At 60.1% G+C, this 12,089-nt stretch carries 11 protein-coding genes and 4 tRNA genes; 10 read left to right on the top strand and 5 right to left on the bottom strand.

Annotation, left to right across the window (positions count from 1 at the left end; genetic code table 11):
- Nucleotides 1–169 precede the first annotated feature (169 nt).
- From IPK09_13025 to IPK09_13070, 10 genes are all read left to right on the top strand, one after another.
- Entirely contained in the window at nt 170–1,648 is a 1,479-nt protein-coding gene (locus tag IPK09_13025; GenBank protein MBK7984535.1) for an alpha-amylase, read from the top strand.
- Between the two features lie 79 nt (nt 1,649–1,727).
- Nucleotides 1,728–1,804: transfer RNA gene (locus IPK09_13030), tRNA-Val, on the top strand.
- 131 nt (nt 1,805–1,935) lie between these two features.
- The gene (gene thrS, locus IPK09_13035) at nt 1,936–3,852 is read left to right on the top strand and encodes a threonine--tRNA ligase (protein ID MBK7984536.1); all 1,917 of its coding nucleotides are present in this window, start codon (nt 1,936–1,938) and stop codon (nt 3,850–3,852) included.
- An 18-nt stretch (nt 3,853–3,870) separates the two neighbouring features.
- Nucleotides 3,871–4,392: a translation initiation factor IF-3 gene (gene infC / locus IPK09_13040; protein ID MBK7984537.1), complete on the top strand. Its 522-nt coding sequence runs from the start codon at nt 3,871–3,873 to the stop codon at nt 4,390–4,392.
- A gap of 83 nt (nt 4,393–4,475) precedes the next feature.
- The gene (gene rpmI, locus IPK09_13045) at nt 4,476–4,673 is read left to right on the top strand and encodes a 50S ribosomal protein L35 (GenBank protein ID MBK7984538.1); all 198 of its coding nucleotides are present in this window, start codon (nt 4,476–4,478) and stop codon (nt 4,671–4,673) included.
- Nucleotides 4,674–4,693: 20 nt separating this feature from the next.
- A complete protein-coding gene (rplT, locus tag IPK09_13050) occupies nt 4,694–5,056 on the top strand; it encodes a 50S ribosomal protein L20 (protein MBK7984539.1) in 363 nt (120 codons plus the stop codon).
- A gap of 109 nt (nt 5,057–5,165) precedes the next feature.
- Complete coding sequence (gene pheS, locus IPK09_13055) at nt 5,166–6,182, top strand: phenylalanine--tRNA ligase subunit alpha (GenBank protein MBK7984540.1); 1,017 nt, start codon at nt 5,166–5,168, stop codon at nt 6,180–6,182.
- A 10-nt stretch (nt 6,183–6,192) separates the two neighbouring features.
- A complete protein-coding gene (pheT, locus tag IPK09_13060; protein ID MBK7984541.1) occupies nt 6,193–8,571 on the top strand; it encodes a phenylalanine--tRNA ligase subunit beta in 2,379 nt (792 codons plus the stop codon).
- 4 nt (nt 8,572–8,575) lie between these two features.
- A complete protein-coding gene (gene ihfA / locus IPK09_13065) occupies nt 8,576–8,875 on the top strand; it encodes an integration host factor subunit alpha (protein ID MBK7984542.1) in 300 nt (99 codons plus the stop codon).
- Nucleotides 8,876–8,960: 85 nt separating this feature from the next.
- Nucleotides 8,961–9,037, top strand: a tRNA-Pro gene (locus IPK09_13070).
- Nucleotides 9,038–9,112: 75 nt separating this feature from the next.
- Here the strand turns inward: IPK09_13070 and IPK09_13075 are convergent.
- The 5 genes from IPK09_13075 to IPK09_13095 form a co-directional block, all read right to left on the bottom strand.
- The gene (locus IPK09_13075; GenBank protein ID MBK7984543.1) at nt 9,113–9,964 is read right to left on the bottom strand and encodes a carbohydrate ABC transporter permease; all 852 of its coding nucleotides are present in this window, start codon (nt 9,962–9,964) and stop codon (nt 9,113–9,115) included.
- A 230-nt stretch (nt 9,965–10,194) separates the two neighbouring features.
- Nucleotides 10,195–10,271 (bottom strand) — tRNA-Arg (locus IPK09_13080).
- A 69-nt stretch (nt 10,272–10,340) separates the two neighbouring features.
- Nucleotides 10,341–10,434, bottom strand: a tRNA-Ser gene (locus IPK09_13085).
- A gap of 78 nt (nt 10,435–10,512) precedes the next feature.
- Nucleotides 10,513–10,722: a carbon storage regulator CsrA gene (gene csrA / locus IPK09_13090; protein MBK7984544.1), complete on the bottom strand. Its 210-nt coding sequence runs from the start codon at nt 10,720–10,722 to the stop codon at nt 10,513–10,515.
- A 108-nt stretch (nt 10,723–10,830) separates the two neighbouring features.
- Nucleotides 10,831–12,063, bottom strand: coding sequence for an aspartate kinase (locus IPK09_13095; protein MBK7984545.1), 1,233 nt, complete (start codon nt 12,061–12,063; stop codon nt 10,831–10,833).
- Between the last annotated feature and the right edge of the window lie 26 nt (nt 12,064–12,089).

Genomic DNA, 12,089 nt, shown 5'->3' on the forward strand with positions numbered 1-12,089 from the left:
AAGCGGGGCGCGACGCAAGCGAGCGGCGCATCGGTTCTAAAATTTCCATGCTTCAAGCCGGAAGCGGTAGGCGTTGCCATGCTGGGTTAATGACCTGTTAAAATTTGACTTGACAGTCATGGTTTTTTTCTACGATACATCCGCAATAGCCGAGCGATCAGGAGAGACCATGAGCGACGAATTGAATGGCACCATGATGCAGTGCTTTCACTGGTATTCTCCAGGTGACGGCACGTTCTGGGAGGAGGTGAGCCGCCGCGCGGCGGAACTGACGCGCGCCGGCCTCACCGCATTGTGGTTGCCGCCGGCCTTCAAGGGAATGGATGGAAGCCGGGATGTAGGATATGGGGCCTACGATCTGTACGATCTCGGCGAATTCAACCAGAAAGGCTCGGTCCGCACCAAATACGGCACGCGCAAGCAGTACCTGCACGCCATCGACGCGCTCCATGCCGCCGGGCTTCAGGTTTATGCCGACACCGTGCTGACCTATCGCATCGGCGGCGATAGCACCGAAATCGCCCAGGCCACCCCGTATCACCAGGACGACCGCTTGCATCCCAGAGGCGAGCCACGAGAGATCGAGGCCTATACCCATTTCAGCTTTCCGGAACGGCGGGGCCAATATTCGCCGTTCGAATGGCACTGGTGGCATTTCGATGCCGTCGATTACGACGCCAAAACCCGCGAAACGCACAAGGTGTACTTGTTCGAGGGCAAGCATTTCGATCATCAGGTCGCTCTGGAGAAAGGCAATTTCGCGCATCTGATGGGCTGCGCGGTCGACTTTCAAAACGAGGAGACGCGGGATTCCTTGCTGCGTTGGGGAAAGTGGTATCTCGACACCACCGGCGTGGACGGTTTTCGACTGGATGCGATCAAGCACATCGCGGCGTGGTTCTTCCCGACTTGGCTGGATGAGATGGTCGAACACGCCGGCCGCGAATTGTTCGCGGTGGGCGAGTACTGGTCGCCCGATGTCAACAACCTGCATTGGTACTTGAATCGGCTGGGGCCGAAAATGTCCCTGTTCGATGTGGCGTTGCACTACAACTTCCACATCGCCAGCCGGATGGGCGGCAATTACGACATGCGGCGCATCCTAGAAGGCACGCTGATGCAGCAGCGGCCCTATCAGGCCGTCACCTTCGTGGAAAATCACGATTCGCAACCGCTGCAATCGCTGGAATCGGTGGTCGAACCCTGGTTCAAACCTCTGGCCTACGCCTTGATCCTGTTGCGGCGCGAGGGCTATCCGTGCGTGTTTTACGCCGATTATTTCGGCGCGCAGTACGAAGACCAAGGCCGGGATGGCCGGCGTTACCAGATCGTCATGCCTTCTCACCGCGCGTTGATCGACAAGTTGCTCCACGCGCGCCGCCATTACGCGTACGGTGCGCAGTACGATTATTTCGATCATTGGAACCGGATCGGCTGGACCCGGCTAGGCAGCGAGGAATCCTCCAAGGCGATGGCGGTGCTACTCAGCGATGGCCAAGGGGGCGGCAAATGGATGGAAGTCCGCAAGCCCAACGCCAAGTTCGTCGACCTCACCGGGCATATCCAAGAACCGATTTACAGCAATGACGCCGGGTGGGGCGAGTTTCAATGTCTGGGCGGTTCGGTTTCGGTTTGGGTTGAAGAATAGTCGCCGATTTCGTGGAAAAAATCGGCCTCCTCTTGCCAAGGCCCCCTTGCATTGGTTAACCTTCCGCTCCTAATCGCTCAGGCGCGTAGCTCAGTTGGTTAGAGCACCACCTTGACATGGTGGGGGTCGTTGGTTCGAGTCCAATCGCGCCTACCAGTTTCTCTGGTCTGAGTCGCAAGGCAGACAGGTTTTACAAAGGGCGCGCCTTCCTTCCAAAAGAAGGGTTTTAGGGTGCGCCCTTTACTATTTTTACGCAGCGGAATCCGCGAATTTAGAGAATTGCAGCAATGCCGGTAATCACTTTCCCCGATGGCAGCCAGCGCACCTTTGATGCGTCGGTCAGCGTGCGTGACGTTGCCGCCGCGATCGGTCCCGGCTTGGCCAAGGCCGCCTTGGCCGCCAAGGTGGATGAGCGCCTGGTGGATACGTCGCACCCCATCGCTCAGGACGTCCATCTCGCCATCATCACCGAGCGCAGCCCGGAAGGGTTGAACATCATCCGCCATTCCAGCGCGCACCTGCTGGCGCACGCCGTCAAGCAACTTTATCCGAGCGCCCAGGTCACCATCGGCCCGGTGATCGAGAACGGCTTTTATTACGACTTCGCCTTCGAGCGCCCCTTCACGCCCGACGATCTGGAACGGATTCAGGCGCGGATGGAGGAACTGGCGGCGCAGGATATTCCGGTGGAACGTTCGGTGATGCCGCGCGATGAAGCCGTCGCCTTTTTCCGCCAGATGGGCGAGGACTACAAGGCGCAGATCATCGCCGACATTCCGAGTGACGAGCCGATTTCGCTGTACCGGCAGGGCGATTTCATCGATTTGTGTCGTGGGCCGCATGTCCCGTCCACCGGCAAACTCAAAGCCTTCAAGCTGATGAAGGTGGCCGGCGCGTACTGGCGCGGCGATTCCCGCAACGAGATGCTCCAGCGCATCTACGGCACCGCTTGGATCGACCAAAAGGCGCTGAAAGCCTATCTGCACCGGCTGGAGGAAGCGGAAAAGCGCGACCACCGCAAGGTCGGCAAGGCGCTCGATCTGTTCCACGTGCAGGAAGAAGCGCCGGGCATGGTGTTCTGGCACGACCGGGGCTGGCGGATTTATGTCGAAATCCAGAACTACATCCGCCAGTTGCTGCGCGAGCATGGCTACCAGGAAGTGCATACCCCGCAGATCGTGGATCGCAGCCTGTGGGAAAAATCCGGCCATTGGGAAAAATTCCGCAAGGACATGTTCACCACCGCCTCGGAAAACCGCGACTACGCGGTCAAGCCGATGAACTGTCCCTGCCACATTCAGATTTATAACCAGGGCTTGCGCAGCTACCGCGACCTGCCGCTGCGGCTCGCGGAGTTCGGCTCCTGCCACCGCAACGAGCCGTCCGGTACCTTGCACGGACTGATGCGGGTGCGCAATTTCGTTCAGGACGACGCCCATATCTTCTGCACCGAAGATCAGATTCAAGCGGAAGTGTCGGCGTTCATGGAGCTGCTGTTTCGCGTCTACGCCGACTTCGGTTTCAACGAGGTGGAACTGGCGCTGTCCACCCGGCCCGAACAGCGGGTCGGCAGCGACGAAGTGTGGGACAAGGCTGAAATAGCCCTGGAGCTGGCGCTGGATCGCAGCGATCTGCCGTGGCAGTTGAAACCGGGCGAAGGTGCGTTTTACGGCCCCAAGATCGAATTCGTGCTGCGCGATTGCCTGGACCGGTTGTGGCAGTGCGGCACCATTCAGGTCGACTTTTCGATGCCCGGCCGGCTGGATGCCCATTACATCGCCGAAGACGGCAGCAAGCGAGTACCGGTCATGTTGCACCGCGCCATCCTCGGTTCGCTGGAGCGATTCATCGGTATCTTGATCGAGCAGTATGCCGGCGCGTTGCCCGCTTGGCTGGCGCCGGTGCAGGCGGTGGTGCTCGATATTACCGACCATCAGGCCGATTATGCGGTCAAGATCGAAAAATCCCTTATGCAACAAGGTTTCCGGGTCGAGTCCGACTTGAGAAACGAGAAGATCGGCTTTAAAATCCGCGAGCACACCTTACAGCGCATTCCTTATCTGCTGGTCGTCGGCGACCGCGAGATGGAAAACGAAACCGTCGCCGTGCGCACCCGTACCGGCCAAGACCTGGGCGCCATGAGTCTGCCGGCTTTCGTGGAGGTGCTGCAAGCCGACATCGCCCAGCGCGGACGAACTAAGTAATCACTGGAGGACCCCAACATCGCCGCAAATAATGAACTCCGGCTCAACGACGAAATCACCGGGCGCGAGGTGCGCCTGATCGATCAGGACGGCGAGCAAGCCGGCATCGTTTCCCTGCTGCAAGCCAAGCGGATGGCGGAAGAAGCCGAACTGGATCTGGTCGAAATTTCCCCGAACGCCAAGCCCCCGGTCTGCCGGATCATGGATTACGGCAAGTACCGGTTCGAACTGGCCAAGAAGCAGAATGAGGCCAGGAAGAAGCAAAAGCAGATTCAGGTCAAGGAGATTAAATTCCGTCCCGGAACGGACGAGGGGGACTATCAGGTCAAACTACGCAACCTGATCCGTTTCCTGAATGAAGGCGATAAAGCCAAGGTGACGCTGCGGTTTCGGGGCCGCGAAATGGCGCATCAGGATCTGGGAAGTCAACTGCTCAAGCGCGTTGAAGACGACCTCGCTTCCTATGGCGCGGTGGAACAGCGGCCCAGGCTGGAAGGGCGGCAGATGGTCATGACCATCGCGCCGGTCAAGAAGAAGTAATTCTCCTTCAGCGGTCAACGTTTTCCATCTCCGGCGCGCGCCGGGGACAGCCCAGAATTTTCTTAAAATAGCGGAGTTATGCAATGCCTAAGATGAAAAGCAATCGCGGTGCGGCCAAGCGGTTCAAGCCCACCGGGTCCGGCAGGTTCAAGTGTTCTCACTCGCACCTGCGGCACATCCTGACCAAGAAATCGACCAAGCGGAAGCGGCAGTTGCGCGGCACCACCCTGGTAGCCGTGGTGGATACGCCCGCCGTTCGCCAGATGTTGCCTTACAGTTGATGTTGCCGGAGAGTTAAGCCATGCCCCGAGTGAAACGTGGCGTTACCGCCCATGCCCGCCACAAGAAAGTTTTAGACCAAGCCAAGGGTTATTACGGTGCCCGCAGCAAAGTGTTCCGGGTCGCCAAACAGGCCGTCATCAAGGCCGGTCAGTACGCTTATCGCGACCGCCGCCAGAAAAAGCGTGAATTTCGCGCGCTGTGGATCGTCCGCATCAACGCCGGTGCTCACGAGAATGGCCTGTCTTACAGCCGGTTCATCAACGGCCTGAAGCAAGCGGCCATCGAGATGGATCGCAAGGTGCTGGCCGATCTGGCGGTATTCGACAAGCCCGCGTTTGCCGAACTGGTCAACCGCGCCAAAACCGCGCTCGGTATCGCCTGAACGCCGCGCCGGGTCGTTTCGATCCGGCGGCCATCGCGCAGGATTCCGAACGGGGGAAAGGCCGTGGTCTTTCCCTTTTTCATTGTTGATCCCTGAGAGAACCGCCCGCGTGGACGCATTGCCCGACCTCATTCAGTCCGCCCAAGCCGCTATCGCCAGCGCTGGCGATCTCGCCGCGCTCGATCAGGCGCGCGTGCTTTATCTGGGCAAGAAAGGCACGCTCACCGAGCGACTGAAGGAACTGGGACGGTTGCCGCCCGAACAACGGCGCGACGCCGGCCAAGCCATCAACGACGCCAAGCAGGCGCTGGAAGCCGCCATCGCCGCGCGCAAGACCACGCTGGAGACGGCGGCGCTGGACGCGCGGCTGGCGGGTGAAGCCATCGATGTGACTTTGCCTGGACGCGGCCAGCAGCCGGGCGGCTACCATCCGCTGAGCCGAACCCTGGCGCGGATCGAAGCCTTGTTCGCCGGAATCGGCTTCGCGGTCGCCGAAGGCCCGGAGGTCGAGGACGATTTCCGCAATTTCGAGGCGCTCAACATCCCGCCGCACCATCCGGCGCGGGCGATGCACGACACCTTTTATTTCGATGCTCACACCTTGCTGCGCACCCATACCTCGCCGGTGCAGATCCGGGTGATGGAGCAACAAGCGCCGCCGGTGCGGATCATCGCCCCCGGTCGGGTCTATCGCTGCGATTCCGATCTGACCCATTCGCCGATGTTCCATCAGGTGGAGGGGTTACTGGTGGATGAAGGCGTGAGTTTCGCCGATTTGAAAGGCGTGCTCGATGATTTCCTGCGCAATTTCTTCGAGTGCGATCTGGCGGTGCGGTTTCGACCGTCCTATTTTCCGTTCACCGAACCGTCCGCCGAAGTCGATATCCAATGCGTGATCTGCGGCGGCGGGGGCTGCCGGGTCTGCAAGCACAGCGGTTGGCTGGAAGTGCTGGGCTGCGGCATGGTGCATCCGGCGGTGTTCGAGAAAGTCGGCATCGACAGCGAACGCTATACCGGTTACGCCTTCGGTATGGGCGTGGAACGGCTGACCATGCTGCGTTACGGCGTCAACGATTTGCGGCTGTTCTTCGAAAACGATCTCCGCTTTCTGGCGCAGTTCCGGTGAGGCCAAGACGATGAAAGTCAGCGAACAGTGGTTGCGGGACTGGGTCGATCTCCAGCTATCCAGCGCCGAACTGGCAGCGCGGTTGACCATGGCCGGGCTGGAAGTGGATAACATCGAACCGGCCGCGCCCGCCTTCGAGCATGTGGTGGTCGGCCGAGTGGTCGGTTTGGTCCCGCATCCCGACGCCGACCGCTTGCGGGTGGCGACGGTGGATGTTGGCAACGCCGAGCCGTTGCAAGTCGTCTGCGGCGCGCCCAATGTCGCCGTGGGCATGTGCGCGCCGACCGCCTTGATCGGCGCGGTGCTGCCCGGTGATTTCAAGATCAAGCCGTCCAAACTGCGCGGCGTGCCATCGCAAGGCATGTTGTGCTCGGCCAAGGAATTGGGCTTGGCGGAAAGCTCGGATGGCTTGTTGCCGCTGGCCGCCGACAGCCGGCCCGGTCAGGACGTGCGCGAATTATTGGCGTTGGACGATGCGCTGCTCGAAATCGAACTAACCCCCAATCGCGGCGATTGCTTGGGCATGGAAGGCATCGCCCGCGAGGTGGCGGCCCTCATCGACTACGAGTTCCGCCCGCTGCCGGTGGCGGCGGTGGCACCGGCGGTAGACGCCATTTTTCCGGTGACACTTACCGACCCCGCCGACTGTCCGCGCTATATCGGCCGAGTGGTTCGGGGCGTCGATCCATCGGCTAAGACGCCGCTATGGATGCAGGAGCGCTTGCGCCGCGCCGGGGTGCGCAGCCTGGGACCGCTGGTGGATGTCACCAATTACGTGATGCTGGAGCTCGGCCAGCCGATGCACGCCTTCGATCTCAATCGGTTGACCGGCGGCATCGAAGTACGTCGCGCCCGGCCCGGCGACCGCTTGGAATTGCTCAATGGGGTGGTGGTCGAGCCGGACGCGGAAACGCTGTTGATCGCCGACCGGGCCGGGCCGCTGGCCCTGGCCGGGATCATGGGTGGCGAAATCAGCGCCTGCACCGACGCCACCCGCAATGTGTTTCTGGAAAGCGCCTTTTTCACTCCAGCCGGCATCGCCGGCCGCGCCCGCCGTTACGGGTTGCAGACCGATTCGTCTTATCGCTTCGAGCGTGGCGTGGATTCGCAATTGCAGCGCCGGGCCGCCGAGCGCGCCACCCGATTGCTGATCGATATGGCGGGCGGCGAACCGGGTCCGATCATTGAGGCGGTATCCCCGGAACAGGTGCCGTCGCAACCCGCGATCCGCTTGCGCTCGGAGCGCATCCGCAAACTGTTGGGGATGGAGGTTCCCGCCTCGGAGGTTGAGAACATCCTGTGCCGGCTGGGCATGGTGGTGGCGGTCGAAGCCGAAGGCTGGCGGGTGATCCCGCCAAGCAGCCGTTTCGATGTCGCCCTGGAAGCCGATCTGATCGAGGAAATCGCGCGGATTCACGGCTATTCTCGCGTGCCGAGCAACCGTCCGCTGACCCGGCTAGCGATGTCGCCGCAGCCGGAAAACCGAGTTTCGCTGGAGCGGTTCGCGGCGGCGCTAGTGCAGCGCGGGTTTCAGGAAGCGATCACCTACAGCTTCGTCGATCCCGCGTTTCAGAAAATCCTCGATCCCGAACGGGAACCGCTGGCCTTGGCCAATCCCATTTCCGCCGATTTGGCGGTCATGCGCGCCAGCCTCTGGCCCGGTTTGCTCAAGGCGCTGATCCACAATCAGAAGCGGCAACAGCCGCGCGTGCGGTTGTTCGAGCACGGACTGAATTTCGTACCGACGGCGGAAGGTTTGTGGCAGGAGCCTTATCTGGGTGGCGTGGCGGTGGGGTTAGCCTTGCCGGAGCAATGGGGTTTGTCCAAGCGGCCGCTCGATTTCTTCGATCTCAAGGCTGATGTCGAAGCGCTGCTGGCGCTGACCGGCGAGCCGGAGGCTTTCAGCTACGTCGCCGCCCAGCACCCGGCCTTGCATCCGGGTCAAAGCGCCCGCATCGAACGGGCGGGTGCGACGGTGGGCTGGCTGGGCGCGCTGCATCCGCGCGCGGCACGGGAACTGGACGTGGAAGGCGATGCCTGTGTGTTCGAGTTGCGGCTGGCCAGCTTGCAGCCGGCGCGGGTGCCTTCATTTCGAGACTTGTCGCGGTTTCCGTCCAGCCGTCGCGACATTGCCATCGTGATCGATGAAGCCGTTGCGGTCCAGGCCATTTGCGACTGCGTTCGCCAGCGAGGCGGCGAATTGCTACGCGCCGTTCGACTTTTTGACGATTATCGGGGAAAAGAAGTCCCCAAAGGGCGGAAAAGTTTGGCTTTGGGATTGATTCTACAGGACTTCTCGCGCAATCTTACAGATCATGTAGTCGAAGAGACCGTAGCCGGCATTATTGCGGGACTCACGGAACAGTTTGACGCAACGCTTAGGGTTTAGGAGCATGGCACTCACAAAAGCCGATATGGCGGAAAGGTTGTTCGAAGAACTGGGCATCAACAAACGCGAGGCCAAGGAATTGGTCGAGATTTTCTTCGAGGAAATCCGCAGCGCCCTGGAAGCGGGCCAACAGGTGAAGTTGTCCGGTTTTGGTAATTTCGATTTGCGGGACAAGAACCAGCGACCGGGCCGCAATCCCAAGACCGGTCAGGAAATTCCGATCACCGCGCGCCGGGTCGTCACCTTCCGACCCGGCCAAAAGCTCAAGGCGCGGGTGGACGCCTTCAAGGGCGAGGCGCAGTAATGTCGCGACAAGAATCAAATGCTTGGCAAAACCAAGCGATTCCATTAGCATTACCCACCTTCGCGGCGGCCGGTCCGCCGCGCTTCGGGGCGTAGCGCAGCCTGGTAGCGCACCTGCATGGGGTGCAGGTGGTCGGAGGTTCAAATCCTCTCGCCCCGACCAATCAAAAAACGGCTTGGCAAACCATCACCAAGCCGCTTTTCTTTTTGCGTTATCGGGGTCCGATAGACACTCGATTTAACCCTTCATCCCCCCCAGCATGATGCCCGCGATGTAGTATTTCTGAAGGACCACGAACAGCAGCATCACCGGCAACACGGTGAGCACCGAACCGGCCATCATCAATTCAGTGTCTTGGACATGTTCGCCTAGCAGGTTAGCAAGGGCGACCGGCAAGGTGTAGCGATCGCTGTCGGTCAGCACGATCAGTGGCCACATGAAATCGTTCCAGGCGCCGAGGAAAGTGAAAATCGCCAACGTCACCAGAATTGGCCGGCACAGCGGTAGGATCAACGACCAATAGATGCGAAACTCGCCAGCGCCGTCCATCCGCGCAGCGTCGAGCAAGCTGTCCGGTATCGCCAGCAAATACTGCCGGATTAAAAAGATACCGAAAATGCTGGCCATGCCGGGAATGATGACCCCCCAATAGGTGTTGATCAGCCCAAACTGCTTGAGCAGCAGGAACAAGGGCAGCATCGCCACTTGGGCGGGAATCACCATCGCCGCTAACAACCCCCGAAACAGCCGGTCGCGGCCGCGAAAGCGGAACTTGGCGAAGGCGTAACCGGCCATCGAATTGATCAGCAAGGAGATCAAGGTCACAGCACCGGCCAGCAAGGCGCTGTTGAGCAGGTAGCGGGCCAGATCGAGCCGGGTAAACAGCGCCACGTAATGCTCGAAGGTGAGGGTGCTGGGCCACAGGTGCGGCGGATAACTGTTGGCTTCGCCAGCCGGCATCAGCGACGCCGCCACCATCCACAGCAAAGGCAGCAGCGTCAGGGCCACGCCAACCGCGAGCAAACCATACAGCAGCAAGCCGGCAGCGAACGAGCGTCCGCGCTGGCCGATCAGAAAACCCACCGACATCGGGGTGGGCGGGTGGGTACGCGCCGTTGGAGCGTTCGATTGTGTCATGGGGCCTCCTTCCCGCATCATTTTGGCATAATCGAAGCAAGACGCCTAAAAACTGGCCAACTGGAAGCCGTTCGATTCAACCCATAACGTCGAAGGCGGCGCCGGGCGGATATCTGAGAGACAGCCTTGCCAGGGCATGAAAAAAGAGCCTGAATTCGTATTCAGGCTCTTTTTTACTTTACTGGCGCGCCCGGAGAGATTCGAACTCCCGACCACCTGGTTCGTAGCCAGGTACTCTATCCAACTGAGCTACGGGCGCTTTGATTGGGGAGGCGGATTATGCGGATCAGGCCAGCCGATGTCAATTCCGCAGGCCCTTGCGCTAAATTGGCGGAGAGAGAGGGATTCGAACCCTCGATGGAGTTTTATGTCCCCATACTCCCTTAGCAGGGGAGCGCCTTCAGCCGCTCGGCCATCTCTCCGGTGAATGCCCGCTACCGAACATTACAGGGATTTCAAGGATAGCGCCTGAGATCGCCGGCGTAAAGCCCCGAACCCGCTCAGGCGTCAGGCGGTGCGCTGTTGCCAGGCGCAGCGCCGCCGTCCTGCTCGCGTTTGATCCGTTCGTAGATTTCTTCGCGGTGCACCGCGATATCCTTGGGCGCATTGACCCCAATGCGGACCTGATTACCTTTCACGCCCAACACGGTAACGGTCACCTCGTCACCGATCATCAGCGTTTCTCCAACTCTGCGCGTCAAAATCAACATGTCAAGCTACTCCGTGTTCTTCCATATAAAAAGCATCAGGTCATCTCGCGGTTTTCGGCAGCCCGCGTTTATGGTCTAGCGCACGCTTCTCCAGGATTGATCGGGCTTTCAGGCGGCCTTCTCCAGTTCGAACGCCTCGTGCAGGGCGCGAACTCCCAACTCCAAGTATTTTTCGTCGACCACCACCGAAATCTTGATTTCGGAGGTCGAAATCATGCGGATATTGATCCCTTCCTTCGCCAGCGCCTGGAACATCCGGGTGGCGACGCCAGCGTGGGAGCGCATGCCGATGCCGACCAGAGCCAGCTTGGCGATTTTGTTGTCGCCCGTCACTTCACGGGCACCCAATTGGACAGCGTGAGCCCGCAAAATTTCCAGGGTCCGTTCGTAATCGTTGCGGTGGACCGTGAACGTAAAATCGGCGGTGCTGTCCCGTCCGACATTCTGGACGATCATGTCGACTTCGATATTGGCGCCGGAAACCGGTCCCAAGATGCTGAAGGCAATGCCGGGCCGGTCGGGCACGCCGAGCACGGTAACCTTGGCTTCGTCGCGGTTGAACGCGATACCGGAAATCAACTCTTTCTCCATGGGGTCCGCCTCAAATGCTTCCTCAAAAGTGATCAAGGTGCCCGGCCCTTCCTGAAAGGTCGATAGCACACGCAATGGGACATTATGCTTGCCCGCAAATTCCACGGAACGAATCTGCAACACCTTGGAGCCGGAGCTCGCCATCTCCAGCATTTCCTCAAACGTGATGCGATCCAACCGGCGCGCTTCGGGAACCACCCGCGGGTCGGTGGTGTAAACACCGTCGACATCGGTGTAAATCTGGCACTCGTCCGCCTTGAGCGCGGCGGCCAACGCGACACCCGTGGTGTCGGAGCCACCTCGGCCCAAAGTGGTGATATTGCCGTTCTCGTCCACCCCCTGAAAGCCGGCGACCACCACGATGCGCCCGGCGTTCAGATCGGCGCGCATGGCGTCAGCTGCGATCTTTTCGATGCGGGCTTTATTGAAGGCATCATCGGTGAGGATGGGAACTTGTCCGCCGGTGTAGGAACGAGCCGGACAGCCGCGCTTTTCCAACGCGATACACAACAGCGCGATGGTGACCTGCTCGCCGGTCGCCAGCAGCACGTCCAATTCCCGCGGGCTGGGACGGGGGGTAATACTCTTAGCCAGACCGAGCAACCGGTCGGTCTCACCGCTCATGGCTGACACCACAACCACTATTTGGTGGCCACGTTTGTGCCAGTCGATCACCTTTTCCGCCACGTTATCGATACGCTCTAGGTTCCCCACCGAGGTACCGCCATATTTTTGTACAATGAGCGACATATATCCCTACAAAATCTGAATTAAAG

The sequence above is a fragment of the Candidatus Competibacteraceae bacterium genome, assembly GCA_016713505.1.
Taxonomy (GTDB): Bacteria; Pseudomonadota; Gammaproteobacteria; order Competibacterales; family Competibacteraceae; genus Competibacter_A.